The organism is Goodfellowiella coeruleoviolacea (genome assembly GCF_024171785.1).
Lineage (GTDB): Bacteria > Actinomycetota > Actinomycetes > Mycobacteriales > Pseudonocardiaceae > Goodfellowiella > Goodfellowiella coeruleoviolacea.
Genome location: NZ_JAMTCK010000006.1, coordinates 111,424 through 128,242 on the forward strand (window position 1 = coordinate 111,424; position 16,819 = coordinate 128,242).

Consider the following 16,819-nt stretch of genomic DNA (forward strand, 5'->3'; position numbering starts at 1 on the left):
CACTATCAGGCGTTGTCACTGGTGGTGGTGGCGAGCAGCCGGGTGAGCGCGGCGCGCAGGCCGGCCAGGTCCCTGGCCCAGGCCAGCACCACCACACCGGTGTCCAGCCGGACGGGCAGGCCGGTGGTGCCGCGCGGCGGGGTCCAGCCGCCGCCGAGCACCGCGGCACCGGCGGGCAGGCCCACGTCGGTCACCGCGGCGATCCGCGCCACCGGCAGTACCTCCCGGCCCTGGCGCAGCGTGAACGGGGTGAGTTCCACCGAGCAGACCCGCCGCCGGGCCTGCACCCACACGGCCGCGGCCACGGCCAGCGCCAGCCCGGTGAGCAGCCAGACCACCGGGTGGCCGCCGCCGGTCGCCGCCTCGGCACCCAGCCCCACCAGGGCGAAGGCCGGGCCCCACAGCACCGGCCACCAGCTGGCCCCGCGCTCGGCGAACAGCACCGGGGCGGGCTCGTCAGGCGCGACCACGGGCCGTCCCGCTCGGGCGCGCGACCGTGGTGTCCGGCGCGGTCCACGCGGCCACGCCCCGGCTCCACGCGCACGCCACCCCGGCCGCGATCAACAGCACGACCAGCAGGTTCTGCACGGACAAGCCGTTGGTCAGGACCAGCAGCAGGTGCAGCGCGCCCACCACGGTCAGCGCGATCCTGGCCCAGCGCCGGCGCCGGTGCAGCAGCAGGGCGAACCCGGCGTAGGCGCCGCCGAACAGCACGGCGATGGCGGTGTTGGTGAGCAGCAGCCCCTGGGTGACCTGGTCGACCTGGTCGGCGGGCACGATGGCGCTGCTGGCCACCAGCTGGCGCACCCGGTCCCGCAGCAGCCACAGGTAGCCCACGTTGACCAGGCCGAACACCGCCAGGGCCAGCCACACGCCCACGGTGACGCGCACGATCGCGGGCGGTCGCGCCGGTTGCTCGCTCATCCGCCCTGCCTCTGCCGTCTGACCAGGTTGAAGTAGTCGTTGGCCGGCTTGAGGTACAGCAGCACCACGGCGACCACGGCCGCGAGCACCCCGATCAGTCCGACGACGTCGATGGTGCCCTGGGCCAGGCTGAGCAGGCTGAGCACGGTCAACACGGTCAGCACGATCCGCGCCCAGTTGCGGCCGGCCCGCATCTTGACCGCGAACAGCACGTACAGCAGGCCGATCACCACGTAGATGACCACCGAGACGCCCAGGGTGAGGTTGACCGTGGCCTGGAGCTGCTGCTCGGTGAGGCTGGTGGCCCCCGGCTGCTGGCGCAGCAGCGCCAGCATCTCGTCGCGCTGGGTGAGCACGAGCAGGCCACCGAGCACGGTCAGCACCGCGCTGGCGATCCAGATCCAGAAGGAGACCTGGACCGGGGTGGGTGGCGCGGGCGCGGCCAGCCGGTCCTGCCCCGGCGGCACGGCCGGCGCCTGGTCCCAGCGCTGGCCGTACTGGCCGGGTGGCGGCACGGGCGGGGGGTTGCCGACGCCCTCCGGGGGCGGCGGGGCCGGCGGGAAGCCGCCCGGCGGCTGGTCCCGGTGCTCGTGGGGCTCCTGGTTCGGCCCTGGTGGGGTGGTCACCCTTAGAAACGGTAGAACCGCCCATTCGGGCTGTCCACCGCACCGACGGGCTACTCCTCGGTGCGGCCGTGCTGCCGCAGGTACCTCCGGTGTTCCCCATCCGCGTCAGCCGGTTCGTGGTAGCGGCGGGACAGCAGTCCCCTCCGCTCGTCACCCCTTGAGGAACTCGGTGCGCAGCAGCCGCCGCTGGCGGTCCCGTTCGGCCGCGCACCGGGTGAGGTGGCGGTGCGCCGGCGGCAGGTACATCAGCACCAGCACGGCCAGGTCGGGGACCAGGCTGACCAGGCCGAGCGGTGCGCGGGAGCCGACCGAGGAGAGCAGGTTGAGCACGATCAGCAGGGTCAGCACGAACCGCGCCCAGGCGTGCCCGGCCCGCAGGCCGAGCGCGGGCAGCACGAGCAGCACGTCGACCACGCACACCGCCACGGCGAGGGCCACCCAGAAGGCCACCACGGAGGACATCACCAGGATCGGCACGATCACGAACGCCGTGAACCACGGCACCGGCACCACGCCGAGCTGCATCACGGTGCGGGCGTCCACCAGCAGCAGCACGGAGCGGACCAGCACGGTGGCGATCCAGATCCAGCACGCGAGCCGGAGCTGGACCGGCGGTCTCAGCGGGCCGGCCGGCTCGGGGAGCTGGTCGGCGGCCGAGCCGGACGTGGGTGAACGACTCACAAGCCCGCATGGTACGGATCACCGCCCGCGCGTCGGCCGGCTCAGACGTACTTCATGTACCGGAAGTGGGCGTTGGCCGAGGACAGGTACATCAGCACGACGGTGGCGAGGTCGGTGGCCAGGCCGGCCCAGCCGGTCGCGCCCCGCAGCAGCGGCTCGACCGCGGCGTCGACCGCGTTGAGCGCCACCAGCACGGTCAGCACGATCCGCGCCCAGTTGCGGCCGGCCTTCATCTGGAACCCGAAGAACGCCCACAGCCCACCGAACACCAGCCCGGTGACCACGGTGACGGTCTGCTCCCGGGCCTGTTCGCCCAGCAGCGAGGCACCGGGGCCGCCGAGCCAGTCGGCGGTGTCGGGCGGCAGCACCAGGGCGAGCACGGTGGTGAGCACGCTCAGCACGATCCCGGCCAGCCAGCACCAGAACGCGGCCATCACCGTGGTGGGCGGTCCCGGTAAGGACTGGGTCTGCGCGGTGCCCACCGGCGCCATCGGCGCCACCCACGGCATCGGCTGGGGGGCCTGGAACTGGGGAAACTGCTGGGGAAGCGGCTGGGGGAACTGCGGGGGAAACGGCTGGGGGCCCGGGTACTGGGCCTCGGGTCTCAGCGGCGCCGGTGGCGGCACCACCGGCGGGTGCTCCGGGTCCGGGGCTGGCCCCGGCTGCTGCGGGTCGGTCACGGAGTGGACGGTACCGATCACCCCCGACCCGGAACACCACCGAGCGGTCGGCTACGGCAGGTGGGGCCGCAGCGGCGGCGGCGGGCTGGGCCGCCTGGGCCGGCGGCGCGCGGTGAAGTACGCGGCGGCCGCGGGCACGAACATCAACACCATCGCGGTCACGTCCACGGCCAGGTCGACCAGGCTGAGCGCGGTGTTCACCGGCGACAGGGTCAGCCCGAACGCGGCCGGGATCCCCGAGGCGATCGCGATCAGCCCGCCCAGTCCGACCAGCGCGCCGAACCCGGCCAGCACGGTCAGCAGCACCCGCGCCCAGTTCACGCCGCGCGCCATCCGGTTGGCCAGGCTGGTGTAGAGCGCGAACAGCGCCACGGCCAGCAGCAGGCCGGTGAACACCTGCCCGGTGGCCAGCTGGTCCAGCTCGTCCTGGGACGCGTCCGGCACGACCCCGCGCAGGTCGTTGATCAGCCGGGGGCGGTCGGCCAGCTCGACCACGGTGCGGCCGGCGCCGAACGCGGCACTGGCGATCCACAGCCAGCGGGCCACGGCCACCGGCCGGGGCGGTGGCGGCACGGCCGGCTTGCCGCCGCCCTGGTCGGCCGGCTGGTCCGGATGGGGGGTGGGCTGGTTCAGCGCGCTCACTCCCGTTCGAACCAGCGGGCCGCCTCAACCGCCCAGTAGGTCAACACCATGTCCGCGCCGGCGCGGACGATGCCGGTGAGCGTCTCGGTGATGGCGCGCTGCCGGTCGATCCACCCGTGGGCGGCGGCCGCCTCGATCATCGCGTACTCACCGGAGATCTGGTACGCGCCGACCGGCACCTCGGAGATCTCGGCCACCGAGCGCAGCACGTCCAGGTAGGGCAGGGCCGGCTTGACCATCACCAGGTCCGCGCCCTCGGCCAGGTCCAGCTGGACCTCGCGCAGCGCCTCCCGGGCGTTGGCCGGGTCCTGCTGGTAGGTCTTGCGGTCGCCGGTCAGCGAGGACCGCACGGCCTCGCGGAACGGCCCGTAGAACGCCGAGGAGTACTTGACCGCGTAGGCGAACAGCACGGTGTCGGTGTGCCCGGCCCCGTCCAGGGCGGCGCGCAGCGCGCCGATCTGGCCGTCCATCATGCCGCTGGGGCCGAGCACGTGCGCGCCGGCGTCGGCCTGGGCGATGGCCATCTCCTCGTAGAGGCGCAGGGTGGCGTCGTTGTCCACCGAGCCGTCCTCGGCGAGCACCCCGCAGTGGCCGTGGTCGGTGAACTCGTCCAGGCAGGTGTCGGCCATCAGCACGGTGGCGTCGCCCAGTTCGGCGCGCAGGTCGCGCAGGGCCACGTTGAGCACGCCGTTCGGGTCCACCGCACCGGACCCGGTGGCGTCCTTGTGCTCGGGCACGCCGAACAGCATCAGCCCGCCGACCCCGGCCTCGACCGCCTCGACCGCGGCCTTGCGCAGCGAGTCCCTGGTGTGTTGGACAACCCCGGGCATGGACGCGATCGGCGTGGGCTCGCTCGCGCCCTCCCTGACGAACATCGGCAGGATGAGCTGCCTCGGTCGCACGCTGGTCTCGCTGACCAGCCGGCGCAGCGCGGCGGTGCGCCGCAGTCGACGGGGTCGGTGTGCCGGGAACACGGGGTTGTCCTCCTACCAGGGCCTTGCTGGGTTACCGGGGTCGCACCGGGTCAGGACCGGCGCAACCGCTTGGTCTTGCGCGGCGGTGGCAGCGCGCCCTCGGCCCGCAGCCGGGCGGCGTGCTCGGCGAGCGCGTCCACCAGGTCGGGCACCCGGGCCACCTCCGGCTGCACGTCCACCCGCAGGCCGAACTCGCGGGCGGTGTCCGCGGTCTGCGGGCCGATGCAGGCCACCAGGGTGCGGGTGTGCGGCTTGCCGGCGATGCCGACCAGGTTGCGCACGGTCGAGGACGAGGTGAAGCACACCGCGTCGAACCCGCCCGACTTGATCATCTCGCGGGTCTCGGCGGGCGGCGGCGCGGCCCGCACCGTGCGGTAGGCGGTCACGTCGTCGATCTCCCAGCCGCGCTCGCGCAGCCCGGCCGCGAGTGTCTCGGTGGCGATGTCGGCGCGCGGCAGCAGCACCCGGTCCACCGGGTCGAGGATGTCGTCGTGCGGCGGGAAGTCGGCGAGCAGGCCCTCGCTGGACTGCTCACCCGAGGGCACCAGCTCGGGCACGATCCCGAAGGAGCGCACCTTGGCGGCGGTGGCCTCGCCGACGCAGGCGATCTTCACGCCGGAGAACGCCCTGGCGTCCAGGCCGAACTCGCGGAACTTCTCCCACACCGCGCGCACCGCGTTGGTGGAGGTGAACACCACCCACTGGTAGCGGCCGTCGACCAGGCCCTTGACCGAGCGCTCCATCTGCGCGGGGCTGCGCGGCGGCTCCACCGAGATGGTGGGCACCTCCACCGGGATGGCGCCGTGGCTGCGCAGCCGGTTGCTCATGGCACCGGCCTGCTCCTTGGTGCGCGGCACCAGCACCCGCCACCCGTACAGGGCGCGCGACTCCCACCAGGACAGCTTCTGCCGCTCGGCCACGGCCGCGCCCACGGTGACCACCAGCGGGCCGCCCAGGTCGCCGGCGTCGGCGGCCAGCGAGGCCAGGGTGGTGTCCACGGTGCGCTGGCTGAAGCTGGTGCCGTCCACGGTGACCGCGACCGGCGTCTGCGGCGCCAGGCCGTGCTCCACCAGCGAGGACGCCGCCTCGGCCAGGTGGCCGCCGGTGGCGTGCAGCACCAGGGTGCCCGGCGCGGCGGCCACGCCGGCCCAGTCCACGGTGCCGCGGACGTCGACCTCGGTGTGCACCGAGCCGAGGGCGACCCCGGCGTAGGCGGGCACGGCGGTGCCGGCGGGCACCCCGGGTATCACGTCGAAGGCGACCGGGCCGCGGGCGACCGCGTTGGTCTCCTTGACCACGGCGTCCAGGGTCAGCGGGTCACCGGCGACCAGGCGGACCACGTCGCGGCCGTTGCGGGCCTCGTTGATCAGGTCCTTGGCCACGTCGGCCGGCTCGCCGACGGCTGGCCGGACCTCGACCCCCTCGGGCAGGGTCGACACCACCTCGGCGGGCACGTCCGGGTCGGTGACCACGAGTTCGGCCCTGGTGAGCAACTCGTGGGCCCGGACGGTGAGCAGCCCGGCATCGCCGGGGCCGGAGCCCACGAAGGCGATGCGTCCGGGGGTCTTGCGTGCGCGGGTCATCAGGGCACTCCCCATCAACTTACGCCTCGGGACCGCTGAGCACCGCGGCCCCGAGGTCGAGCAGCTCGGCGGCGACCGTCCGGCCGAGCTGATCTGCTGCGGTCACGTCACCGGTGGCCGACGCGCGCAGAATCTCGTTCTGCGGCGTCGCCGCGACCCCGCGCAACGACAACCGGAGGACCACGCGTCCGTCCGTTGTGCCGTCGTCGACGAGGTCCTCCACCACTTCAGCCAGTGCGCCAACGGGCGCGCTGCAACCCGCTTCGAGCGCTGCCAGCATGGCGCGCTCGGCGGCGACCGCCGCGCGACTGGCCTGGTCGTCCAAAGTGGACTGAAGAAGATGCTCGGTGTCCACGTCGTCAACGCGGCACTCGATGGCGAGCGCGCCCTGCGCGGGCGCGGGCAGCATCTGGATCGGGTCGAGTGCTTCGGTGATGACGTCGAGTCGGCCGAGGCGGGCGAGCCCGGCGCGGGCCAGCACGACGGCGTCCAGCTCGCCGTCGGTGACCTTGCGCAGCCGGGTGTCCACGTTGCCGCGCAACGGAACCACCTCCAGGCCAAGGCCGAGCGCCTTGAGCTGGGCCGCCCTGCGCGGCGAGCCGGTGCCGACGGTCGCGCCGACCGGCAGCTCGCCCAGGGTCAGTCCGTCCCTGGCCACCAGCGCGTCCCTCGGGTCCTCGCGCGCCGGCACGGCGGCCAGCGACAGCCGGGGGTCGGCCGCGGTCGGCAGGTCCTTGAAGGAGTGCACGGCGATGTCCACCTCGCGGGTGGCTAGCGCCTCGCGCAGGGCCGAGGTGAACACGCCGACACCGATCTCGGCGATCGGCGCGGCCGAGCGGTCGCCTGGCGTGGACACCGTGACGATCTCCACGCTGGCGCCGGCCCGTTCCAGCGCGTCCGCCACGGCACCGGTCTGGGCCAGTGCGAGCGCGCTGCCCCTGGTGCCGATCCTGAGGGTCCGGTTCACCTGTTCTCACCGTCCATAGTGGACTGTCCAGTGTCGATGGCTTGGCTGGCGTCGGCCGCGGCGACCACCTCGGCGGCGGTGGTCAGGCCGGCGGCCGTCTTGAGGTCGCTCACCGCGGCGGTGGTCTGCGGGGTCAGCCCGAACAGCTCGCGCAGTGCCTCGGCGTAGTCGGAGCCCGCCGGCGTCGCGGCCAGCTGCTTGACCCGCACGGTCGGGGTGTGCAGCAGCTTGTCCACCACCCGGCGCACGGTCTTGGCCACCTCGCCGCGCACGGCCGGCTCCAGGTGCGGCAGCCGGGAGTCCAGCCGCAGCAGCTCGGCGTCGACCACCTCGGCCGCCCGGCGGCGCAGCGCGGTGACCGTGGGCGTCACCTCGGCCGAGCGCTGCCTGGCCAGGTAGCCGCGCACCTCCTCGGCGATGATCCGGCCGGCGAGTTGCACCCGCGCGCCACCGGCGGTGCCGCTCAGCCTGCGCTGCAGCGTGGCCAGGTCCACCACGCGCACCCCGGGCAGGTCCTCGGCGGCCGGGTCGACGTCCTTGGGCAGGCCCAGGTCGCACACCACCAGCGGCGCGGCCGCGGCGTCCCGGCCAGCCAGCCCCTCGGCCAGCAGGTCGGCGGAGATCACCACGTCGGTGGCGCCGGTGCAGGCGATCAGCACGTCGGCGGCGGCGATGTGGCCGGCCAGCGCGTCCAGGCCGACCGAGGACGCGGACACGCCCTCGGCGCGCAGCGACGCGGCCAGCCGGGCGCCGTTGTCGGGCGTGCGGTTGGCGACCACCACCTCGCCGATGCCGGCGCGGCGCAGGTGCGCGGCGGCCAGCCCGCCCATGGAGCCGGCGCCCACCACCAGGGCGCGGCGGCCGGCCAGGCCGCCGGGCAGCACCTCGCGGGCGTCGTCCAGCGCCTCGGTCACCACGGACGCGCCGAACTGGTCGATGTCGGTCTCGGCGTGCACCCGCTTGCCGACCCGCAGCGCCTGCTGCACCAGCTCGTGCAGGGTGCGGCCGACCGTGCCGGCGTTGTCGGCGGCGCCGTAGGCGGTGCGCAGCTGGCCGAGGATCTGGGCCTCGCCGACCACCATCGAGTCCAGCCCGGCGGCCACCGAGAACAGGTGCTCGACGGCACCCGCCGCGTAGTGCACGTAGAGGTGCTCGTAGAGTTCGCCAGCGTCGGTGCCGGCCTGCCTGGCCAGCACGTCGGAGATGTCGGTCAGGCCGCCGTGGAAGGTCTCGACCAGCGCGTAGACCTCGACCCGGTTGCAGGTGGACAGCGCCATGACCTCGGCGACGTTGTCACACCGGAGCAGCTCGTGCAGCACCTTGTCCAGCTCGGTCGGTGCGATCGCGGTGCGCTCCAGCGTCCGCACCGGCGCGGTGCGGTGGGACAGGCCGACCACGAGAACACTCATCCGGCCACCTCGCCGGCGCCACGCTCGCTCCGCTGCCTCACGGGCGAATCACCATCCCGTCCACGTTGTCTGCGGTGGGCATGCCAGCCCCGGTCCTCGCGCCGCCCGCGGCCTGCTCGGCGGTGGACTCATCCGCCCTGCGGGCGACGTGGAAGGACAGGATCTGCATCTCAACCGCCAGGTCGACCTTGCGCACCTCGACGTTGTCCGGAACCTGGAGCACGACGGGTGCGAAGTTCAGGATGCACTGCACGCCCGCCGATACCAAACGGTCGCAGACCGCCTGAGCCGCCGGCGGCGGCGTGGCAATGACTCCTATGGTCACGTCGCGCTCCGCGCAGACCCGGGGAATGTCGTCGATGTGGTCGACCGGGATACCGCCGACCGGCACGCCCATCAGGTCCGGGTCCACGTCGAACAGCGCGGCAACCGGGAATCCCCGCCCGGGGAACCCTCCGTAGTTGGCCAACGCGTGGCCAAGATTACCTATTCCGACGACCGCGACGCTGTGCTTGCGGGTCAGCCCGAGAATGCGCTCGATGTGGCCCACGAGCACCTCGACGTCGTAACCGACGCCACGGGTGCCGTAGGACCCGACGTAGGACAGGTCCTTGCGCAACTTGGCCGAGTTCACCCCGGCGGCGACCGACAGCTCCTCGCTGGAGATCGTGGTCACACCCTGCTCGACCAGGCCGGACAGCACGCGCAGGTAGACCGCGAGCCGGGCCACCGCCGCCTCGGGGATCGCCCTGGCCCGCTCCCGGACCGCCGGCTCGTCGGTGACCTGCTGGTTGGGGACGACGCCTGGACCAGGCGGGGGAGTGGTCACGCCCTCGTCCCCCTGCCCCGGTTGTGCCACCACGCTGGTTCTCCCTCACCGAACACGATCCGCACTGATCCGCCGGGTTGCGCTCCGGGTGTGCCGCACCGGGGGGTCCCGGTGGGGTTTTCCGTGGCCTGGCGGCGTGACACGAACACCGTAACCGCTTGTGAACGCATGCACAAAGTCGCGCGTTAACACGGTAAGCTGTTCGGCCGCTCGAATGCGGCGCTGGTCACAGCGGGTGGTCGGGTGCGGCGGGGCGGCCCGGGAGCGGTGGCCCCCTCAGTCGGCCAGTGCGGCGCGCAGCCGGCTCTCCTCCACCGACCAGTACCCGTGCTCCACGTCGTCGACCAGGATCACCGGCACGCGGTCGCCGTACTCGGCGCGCAGCTCGGCGTCGGCGTCCACGTCCTGGCTGCTCCAGGCCACGCCCAGCTCGCCGCAGATCCGGCGGATGTCGGCCTCGGCCTGCGCGCAGGCGTGGCACTCGGCGCGGGTCAGCAGGGTGACGTGGTGGGGCACACCGGCATCATGCCAAACCCCGGCGCGCGCCCGGCGCGTCGGCCGGCGGCTGGCCCCGTTCAGCTGGCCCGTTCAGCTGGCCCCGTTCAGCTGGCCCCGTTGAGCTGACGCAGCCGGACCCGGGCCAGCTTGCCGGTGGGCGAGTGCGGCAGCGCGGTGACGAACTCCACCACCGAGGGCACCTTGAACTTGGCCAGCCGCGCGGCGCAGAACTCGATGACCCGCTCGCCGGTCAGCTCCGCGCCGGGCGCCCGGACCAGCACGGCCTTGACGGTCTCGCCGGTGCGCGGGTGCGGCACGCCCACCACGGCCGCCTCGGCCACCCCGGGCAGCTCGGCCAGGACCCGCTCGACCTCGTGCGGGTAGACGTTGAACCCGTTGACGATGATCAGGTCACCGACCCGGTCGACCAGGTGCAGGTCGCCGTCGGCGTCCAGGTAGCCCACGTCACCGGTGCGGAACCAGCCCTCGGCGTCCGGCCCGTGCGCGCCGTCCGGCCAGTACCCGCTGAACAGGTTCGCGCCCCTGGCCGCGACCAGTCCGGTGCCGACCTGCTCGGCCAGCTCGTCGTCGTCGGCGGCCTCGAACGGCCGGCCGTCCGAGTCGACCAGGCGCAGCTCCACCCCGGGCAGCGGCCGGCCCACCGACCCGGCCTTGGGGTAGCCGCCGACCAGCGTGGAGGTGAGCACCGGCCCGGTCTCGGTCAGCCCGTAGCCCTCGTGGATGGGCAGGCCCACCGCCTGCCACATCCGGGTCAGGCAGGCCGGGTCCAGTGGCGCGGCGCCCGAGGTGAACAGCCGGACCGTGGCCAGGGCCTCGCGCAGCCGCTGCTGCGGCTGGTCCAGCAGCGCCTGGTACATCGGCGGCACCCCGACCACCGTGCTGACCCGGTACCGCTCCACCACCTCCAGCGCGGCCTCGGCGTCGAAGCGCTCCATCAGCACGGCGGTGGCCCCGGCCGCGGCCACCTGCAGCAGGCCCGGCCCCAGCCCGTAGACGTGGAACAGCGGCAGCGCCAGCAGCACCCGGTCGGCGGCGGTGACCGGGGCGGGCCGCAGCGCCGCGCACTGGGCGGCGTTGGCCAGCAGCGCGCGGTGGGACAGCATGGCGCCTCGGGGCCGCCCGGACGTGCCCGAGGTGTAGCCGAGCACGGCCAGGTCCTCGCCGCCCCGCACCGCCGCCACCGGCTCGCCCGGCCCGGCCGCGGTGGTGGCGGCGGTCAGGTCGGGCGGGTCCACGGCGGTGGCGCCGGGCACCCCATCCGGTCCGATGAGCAGCCGCAGGCCGCTGTCCGCGACGATGTGCGCGAGTTCCGCCGGCGGCAGGCCGGGCCCCAGCGGCACCACCACACCGCCGGCGCGCAGCACCCCGAACACGGCCACGCAGAACTCCGCCCCGGTGGGCAGCCGCACGCCGACCCGGTCACCCGGGGCCACCCCCAGCTCGACCAGCCGGCGCGCCTCGGCGTCCACGGCCGCGTCCACCTGGCCCCAGGTGCGGGACTCGCCGGTGGCCGCGGTGATCAGCGCGGCGTGCGCCCGGCCACGCGCGGCGGCGGAACGTACCAGATCAGCCACGTTGCGGCTGGTTGAGCCAGCGGTTCGGGGCATGCGGCCTCCTCCACGGGAGCGATCAGATCGCAGTGTGTCACGAAGTGGCCGACATCACGTAGCGAGTTGGCTCACGTTCCGTGTTCACCGCCTCGGACGGCTACCTACTACGCAGTAACCGGCCGTATGCTGCCGCCACGGCGACTCTGTCGGAGGTGTCACAGGCCGATGACCGCCCGCCAGCGCACCAGCAGCCCCGTGAGCCAGGCCCAGCACTGGGACCAGCCGGCCTGGCTGCCCGAGCCGGCAACCCCCGACCGGCTGGCCGCACCCGAGCCGCCCCCTGTCCCCGCCCCGGATGCCGCCTGGGAGCTGGTGCGGGCCGCCCAGCGGGGGGACACCGCCGCCTTCGGCGAGCTGTACGACCAGTACGTGGACGTGGTCTACCGGTACGTGCTGTTCCGGGTCGGCGACCGCAGCCTGGCCGAGGACGTGACCAGCGAGACCTTCCTGCGGGCGCTGCGCCGCATCGGCTCGGTCAGCTACCAGGGCCGCGACGTGGGCGCCTGGTTCGTCACCATCGCCCGCAACATCGTGCTGGACCACGTCAAGTCCAGCCGCTACCGGCTGGAGGTCACCACCCCGGAGCTGGCCGACAGCCGCGAGGTCGCGGCCGGCCCCGAGCAGGAGGTGATGACCGAGGTCACCAACGCCGAGCTGCTGCGCTGCGTCGGCCAGCTCGGCGAGGACCAGCGCGAGTGCATCGTGCTGCGCTTCCTGCAGGGCCTGTCGGTGGCCGAGACCGCCCGGCTGATGGGGCGCAACGAGGGCGCGGTCAAGGCGCTGCAGCACCGCGCGGTGCGCCGGCTCGCCCAGCTGTTACCCGGCTGGCTCCGCTAGCCGCCCCCTCGGGGCAACCGCCGTAACCCCCTCCGGCCACACTCGTTGCTCGGTGCAGAGCTTAGGGGACGGTGCCGGGACCGTGAGCAGACGCGACAACCCAACGGGCCAACACGGACAACGCGAGCGCCCCGCCCGCGCGGCCGAGCCACCCCCGCCCGGGGTCGCCCCGGCCGGCGAACAGGCCGTGATCGCGCTGCTGCGGGCGGCCGGCGCGCACCGCCTGACCACACCCGCCCAGCGGGCCCGGATCCGGGACGCGGTGCTGGCCCGCCTGGCCGGCCACGACAGCGCGGCCGCCAACACCCCACCCGCCGACACGCCCACCGACACCGGGGCGCCGGCTGCGCGCCGGCACCCCGACAAGATCACCCCGGCCGGCCGCTGACCAGTGCTCCACCCCCTTTTTCCGGCCTGTTCACGGTGCTGTTCGGCGACTGGGCGCGGACCGGATCGCTACCCTGGGGCCGTGCGGAAAAGGTGGAGCGGGAGGCGCTGGGGTGTCACGAGAGCGTGACGTGACCGACAACGCGGACCACCGGGCGCTGCTGCCCGGGGAGAGCGCGAGTGACGCCGAGCGCGAACGGCTGGCGGCACTGGCCGGACAGGCGTCCGCGCTGGCCGCCGCGACCACGGGGGCGGAGACCGTGGGCGCGGGTCAGGACGTGGTGCGCGCGGCCGACGAGGACCAGGCGACCGATCTCACCGCAGCCGCGTTCTTCGACGTGGACAACACGATGATGATGGGCGCGTCCATCTTCCACTTCGCCCGGGGGCTGGCCGCGCGCAAGTACTTCAGCACCTCCGACCTGGCCGGTTTCGCCTGGCGGCAGCTGAAGTTCCGGATCGGCGGCCGGGAGAACCCGGACAGCGTGCGGGCCAGCCGGGAACAGGCGCTGTCCTTCGTGGCGGGTCGCAGCGTCGCCGAGCTGGTCAGCCTGGGCGAGGAGATCTACGACGAGCTGATGGCCGACCGCATCTGGGCGGGCACCCGGGCGCTGGCCCAGACGCACCTGGACGCGGGCCGGCGGGTGTGGCTGGTGACCGCCACCCCGGTGGAGCTGGCCGAGATCATCGCCAGGCGGCTGGGGCTGACCGGCGCGCTGGGCACGGTGGCCGAGAGCAGGGACGGCATCTACACCGGGCGGCTGGTCGGCGACCTGCTGCACGGCAAGGCCAAGGCGCACGCGGTGCGCGCGCTGGCCGCGCAGGAAGGGCTGGACCTGCGGCGCTGCACGGCCTACTCGGACTCGGTGAACGACCTGCCCATGCTGTCCGTGGTCGGCACGGCCGTGGCGGTGAACCCGGACGCGGGCCTGCGCGAGGTGGCCCGGCGGCGGGGCTGGGAGATCCGCGACTTCCGCACCGGGCGCAAGGCCGCCCGGATCGGCGTGCACTCGGTGCTCGGCGCGAGCGCGCTGGCCGGCGTGATCGCCGCCGGCCTGGCCTACCGCCGGCGGGACCGCGAGGACCGCGCCCCGGCCGAGCGCGGCCGGCTGCGCGCGCTGGGCGGCCGGTGGGTGCCGGCCGCGTGGGGCTCGGCGGCCTGGGGGCCGGACGCCTGGGGTCCGGAGGCCCGGGGCACGGACACCCGGGGACCGGACACCCGGGGCACTAATACCCGGGGACCGCACGCGCTGGGGCCGGCGCCCGCACCCGCGGCGCAGGCGCCCCGCTCGACCCGCTGACCCCGCACCGGCCCCGGCAGCGGACAGCCGGCAGCCGGCAGCCGGCTCAGGCCGGCGGGAACGGCTGCCCGGGCGCGCCCTGCTGCGGATACTGCTGTCCCTGCGGCGGCTGGGGCTGTCCCTGCGGGGGCTGCGGCTGTCCCTGCGGCGGCTGACCCTGCTGGGCCTGGCCGGGCTGCTGCGGCGGCATGCCGTACGGCTGCTGCTGCGGCGGCTGCGCGTGCGGCTGGTGGCCGGTGTCCGGCACCAGGTACACGGCCGTGCCGTAGGCGGCGATCTCGGTGGTGCCCGGCATGATGTCGCCGCTCTCGAAGCGCATGGCCAGCACGGCGTTGGCACCCATGGACGCGGCGCTCTCCCGCAGCCGGCCCAGTGCCTCGTAGCGGGAGTCGGACAGCATCTTGGTGTAGCCCCGCATCTCGCCGCCGACCAGGCTCTTGAAGCCAGCGCCGATGTCGGAGAAGGCGTTGCGGCTGCGCACGGTCAGGCCGAAGACCTCGCCGAACACGTGCGCCACGCGGAAGCCCGGCACCTCGTTCATGGTGGACAACAGGACGGGTGGTGGCTGCTGCGGGTAGGCCATGGCCCGATCGTAGCCAGCGGGACAGCCCCGAAAGGGGACGGGTGACTACCCGAGGAACACGTTCCGTCGCTGGGTGAGCAGGCGGTAGAGGGTCTGCTGGATGGTTTCCCGCACCTGGTCGGTCAGGTTGAACACCAGCATGGGGTCGTCGGCCGCGCCCTCGCCGAACCCGTCGGTCGGGATGGGCTCGCCGAACTCGATGTACCACTTGGACGGCAGTGGCACCGCGCCCAGCGGCCCGAGCAGCGGGAAGGTCGGGGTCACCGGGAAGTACGGCAGCCCGAGCAGCCGGGCCAGCGCCTTGATGTCGCCGATCTTGGGGTAGATCTCCTCCGCGCCCACGATCGCGCACGGCACGATCGGCGCGCCGGTGCGCAGCGCCGCGGACACGAATCCGCCCCGGCCGAACCGCTGCAGCTTGTACCGGTCCCGGAACGGCTTGCCCACGCCCTTGAAGCCCTCCGGCCACACCCCGACCAGCTCGCCCGAGCGCAGCAGCCGCTCGGCGTCCGGGTGGCAGGCCAGGGTCTGCCCGCTCTTGCGCGCCAGCACACCCACCACGGGCAGCCGGAACACCAGGTCGGCGCCGAGCATCCGCAGGTAGCGGTGGGCCGGGTGCTCGGCGTGCACGCCGTAGGCGGTCATCAGCGCGTCCAGCGGCAGCGTGCCGGAGTGGTTGGCCACCACCAGTGCCCCGCCCTGGCTGGGCAGGTTGTGCACGCCGATCACGTCGACCCGGAACCAGTTCTCGTACAGCGGCCGCAGCGCCGGCAGCAGCACGTTGTCGGTCAGGTCGGGGTCGAACCCGAACTCGTCCACCTGGTACTCGCCGGCCAGTCGCCGCCGCACGAACGCCAGCGCACCGGCCAGGGCGCGCTCCCACCCGGGTGTGCCCGGCTCGTCCCCGGCCACCGACCGCGGCCGCTCCGCTTCGGGGTGTTCCGCTTCGGGGCGCTCCGGTTCGGGGTGCGCTGGCTCGGAGTGCCCCCGCTCTGGGCTCGGGGCTGTTCCGCCTTCGGGTTCGGTCCCGCTCGACTCGTCGGGGGTGGCCGGTCCGAGGCCGGGCAGCGGGATCACGCGCGCGTCGGGCACAGCGTCCGTCCTCCTCACCTGGCGCGCCGCGCGGTCAGCGGGCGCGCAGTTTTCCGGCAACGTCAAGGATTCCCCGCTCCACGGCGCTCACCCGGTCCGGATCGACCAGGGGCCGCAGGCCGCGCCCGGTCACGTAGTCGTCGAACGCCTGCTGGGTGGTCCACCGCGGAGTGAACCCGAACTCCTGTTTGAGCAGCGTGGTGTCCACGATCCGACCGAAGTGGAGGAACCGCAGCTGGTCCGGGGGGAAGTCGACCAGCCCGGCCGAGCGGACCAGCCTGGCGACCGCGGGCACCGCCACCGGTGGCACCGGCAGCGCGATCCGCCCGGCCCGGCGAATGGCCTGGGACAGCATGAGCACGCCGTCCGCGCCCACGTTGTAGGTGCCGGGCAGGTGGTGGCGGGCCGCCCGCTCCAGCACGGCCAGCGCGTCCTCGGAGTGCAGCAGCTGCACCCTGGCGTCGTAGCCCACCATCACCGGCACGACCGGCATGGCGAAGTACCTGGTCAGCACGGTGTCGATGCGGGGGCCGACGAAGTTGGTGAACCGCAGCGTGGTGACCGCGACGTCCGGGCGGCGCCGGCTGAACCCGCGCACGTAGCCCTCGACCTCGACGGCGTCCTTGGCGTAGCCGCTGGACGGCAGGTCCTTGGGCCCCATGTCCTCGGTGAACACCGCGGGATCGCGGGAGGAGGCGCCGTAGACGGCGCTGGTGGACTTCACCACCAGCCGGCGCACGGTCGGCGCCTGCTGGCAGGCGGCCAGCAACTGCATGGTGCCGATGACGTTCATCTCCTTCATCGCCGCCCGGCCCGAGGAGCCCTGCGGGGTGGCGGTGATGGAGGCGTGCACCACGGTGTCCACCGACGTGCTCGCGATGATCTTGGCGATCAGCGGGTTGCGGATGTCGGCGCGGACGAACTCGGCCCGGCCCATGCGGCGCTGCAGGTCGCGGGAGGGCGGCACGGTGTCCACACCGAGAACCCGGTCGATGGCCGGGTCGGCCGCGAGCCGGGCGGCCAGGTGACCGCCGAGGAAGCGACTCACTCCGGTGACGAGAACCACCTTGGGCGCCATCCGACCCCCCGCGCGCGTGTAGTGGGACCACCGCCGGTGCGGTCGACCCGCGGCCACGGTGGAAGGCCCGGAGTGTTGGCGCAGGTCAGCCTGGCGG

At 74.0% G+C, this 16,819-nt stretch carries 18 protein-coding genes and 1 pseudogene; 3 read left to right on the plus strand and 16 right to left on the minus strand.

Annotated elements, in window-relative coordinates; all coding sequences use genetic code 11:
- Nucleotides 1-5: 5 nt before the first annotated feature.
- The 13 genes from LX83_RS14335 to LX83_RS14395 form a co-directional block, all read right to left on the minus strand.
- Nucleotides 6-470 carry a hypothetical protein gene (locus tag LX83_RS14335; RefSeq protein WP_253771408.1) on the minus strand — a complete coding sequence of 155 codons (465 nt, stop codon included), beginning with the start codon at nucleotides 468-470 and terminating at the stop codon, nucleotides 6-8.
- Nucleotides 457-924 (minus strand): hypothetical protein, encoded by a 468-nt coding sequence (locus tag LX83_RS14340; RefSeq protein ID WP_253771410.1) that lies wholly within the window; start codon nucleotides 922-924, stop codon nucleotides 457-459. Before LX83_RS14340 ends, LX83_RS14335 begins: the two co-directional genes overlap by 14 nt.
- Complete coding sequence (locus LX83_RS14345; protein ID WP_253771412.1) at nucleotides 921-1,550, minus strand: hypothetical protein; 630 nt, start codon at nucleotides 1,548-1,550, stop codon at nucleotides 921-923. Before LX83_RS14345 ends, LX83_RS14340 begins: the two co-directional genes overlap by 4 nt.
- 150 nt (nucleotides 1,551-1,700) lie before the next feature.
- Entirely contained in the window at nucleotides 1,701-2,231 is a 531-nt protein-coding gene (locus LX83_RS14350) for a hypothetical protein (protein WP_253771414.1), read from the minus strand.
- 41 nt (nucleotides 2,232-2,272) lie between these two features.
- The gene (locus LX83_RS14355) at nucleotides 2,273-2,911 is read right to left on the minus strand and encodes a hypothetical protein (RefSeq protein ID WP_253771416.1); all 639 of its coding nucleotides are present in this window, start codon (nucleotides 2,909-2,911) and stop codon (nucleotides 2,273-2,275) included.
- A gap of 51 nt (nucleotides 2,912-2,962) precedes the next feature.
- Complete coding sequence (locus LX83_RS14360) at nucleotides 2,963-3,553, minus strand: hypothetical protein (protein ID WP_253771419.1); 591 nt, start codon at nucleotides 3,551-3,553, stop codon at nucleotides 2,963-2,965.
- Nucleotides 3,550-4,527 carry a porphobilinogen synthase gene (gene hemB / locus LX83_RS14365; RefSeq protein WP_253771421.1) on the minus strand — a complete coding sequence of 326 codons (978 nt, stop codon included), beginning with the start codon at nucleotides 4,525-4,527 and terminating at the stop codon, nucleotides 3,550-3,552. The genes LX83_RS14360 and hemB overlap by 4 nt, the downstream gene beginning before the upstream one ends.
- 50 nt (nucleotides 4,528-4,577) lie before the next feature.
- Nucleotides 4,578-6,110 (minus strand): bifunctional uroporphyrinogen-III C-methyltransferase/uroporphyrinogen-III synthase, encoded by a 1,533-nt coding sequence (locus tag LX83_RS14370; RefSeq protein WP_253771422.1) that lies wholly within the window; start codon nucleotides 6,108-6,110, stop codon nucleotides 4,578-4,580.
- 19 nt (nucleotides 6,111-6,129) lie between these two features.
- On the minus strand, nucleotides 6,130-7,077 hold the full coding sequence (gene hemC / locus LX83_RS14375) for a hydroxymethylbilane synthase (protein ID WP_253771424.1): 948 nt from the start codon (nucleotides 7,075-7,077) through the stop codon (nucleotides 6,130-6,132).
- The gene (locus tag LX83_RS14380; RefSeq protein ID WP_253771426.1) at nucleotides 7,074-8,486 is read right to left on the minus strand and encodes a glutamyl-tRNA reductase; all 1,413 of its coding nucleotides are present in this window, start codon (nucleotides 8,484-8,486) and stop codon (nucleotides 7,074-7,076) included. The genes hemC and LX83_RS14380 overlap by 4 nt, the downstream gene beginning before the upstream one ends.
- 37 nt (nucleotides 8,487-8,523) lie before the next feature.
- Nucleotides 8,524-9,348, minus strand: a complete 825-nt coding sequence (locus LX83_RS14385) for a redox-sensing transcriptional repressor Rex (RefSeq protein WP_308203975.1) — start codon at nucleotides 9,346-9,348, stop codon at nucleotides 8,524-8,526.
- Between the two features lie 243 nt (nucleotides 9,349-9,591).
- Nucleotides 9,592-9,831: a glutaredoxin family protein gene (locus LX83_RS14390; RefSeq protein ID WP_253771428.1), complete on the minus strand. Its 240-nt coding sequence runs from the start codon at nucleotides 9,829-9,831 to the stop codon at nucleotides 9,592-9,594.
- Between the two features lie 86 nt (nucleotides 9,832-9,917).
- Nucleotides 9,918-11,441, minus strand: coding sequence for an AMP-binding protein (locus tag LX83_RS14395; RefSeq protein WP_253771430.1), 1,524 nt, complete (start codon nucleotides 11,439-11,441; stop codon nucleotides 9,918-9,920).
- Between the two features lie 168 nt (nucleotides 11,442-11,609).
- Between LX83_RS14395 and LX83_RS14400 the strand changes: the two genes are divergently transcribed.
- The 3 genes and pseudogenes from LX83_RS14400 to LX83_RS14410 form a co-directional block, all read left to right on the plus strand.
- A complete protein-coding gene (locus LX83_RS14400; RefSeq protein WP_253771432.1) occupies nucleotides 11,610-12,281 on the plus strand; it encodes a sigma-70 family RNA polymerase sigma factor in 672 nt (223 codons plus the stop codon).
- A gap of 82 nt (nucleotides 12,282-12,363) precedes the next feature.
- Complete coding sequence (locus tag LX83_RS14405; RefSeq protein ID WP_253771434.1) at nucleotides 12,364-12,669, plus strand: hypothetical protein; 306 nt, start codon at nucleotides 12,364-12,366, stop codon at nucleotides 12,667-12,669.
- Between the two features lie 157 nt (nucleotides 12,670-12,826).
- Nucleotides 12,827-13,741 (plus strand): annotated as a pseudogene (locus LX83_RS14410) (HAD family hydrolase); the annotation flags it as partial.
- A 274-nt stretch (nucleotides 13,742-14,015) separates the two neighbouring features.
- On the opposite strand, the gene LX83_RS14415 reads toward LX83_RS14410, so the two are convergent.
- The 3 genes from LX83_RS14415 to LX83_RS14425 are packed head-to-tail and all read right to left on the minus strand — an operon-like array spanning nucleotide 14,016 to nucleotide 16,722.
- Nucleotides 14,016-14,552: a heavy metal-binding domain-containing protein gene (locus tag LX83_RS14415; RefSeq protein ID WP_253771436.1), complete on the minus strand. Its 537-nt coding sequence runs from the start codon at nucleotides 14,550-14,552 to the stop codon at nucleotides 14,016-14,018.
- A gap of 45 nt (nucleotides 14,553-14,597) precedes the next feature.
- Entirely contained in the window at nucleotides 14,598-15,644 is a 1,047-nt protein-coding gene (locus tag LX83_RS14420) for a lysophospholipid acyltransferase family protein (protein WP_407649565.1), read from the minus strand.
- A 34-nt stretch (nucleotides 15,645-15,678) separates the two neighbouring features.
- Entirely contained in the window at nucleotides 15,679-16,722 is a 1,044-nt protein-coding gene (locus tag LX83_RS14425) for an NAD-dependent epimerase/dehydratase family protein (RefSeq protein WP_253771438.1), read from the minus strand.
- Between the last annotated feature and the right edge of the window lie 97 nt (nucleotides 16,723-16,819).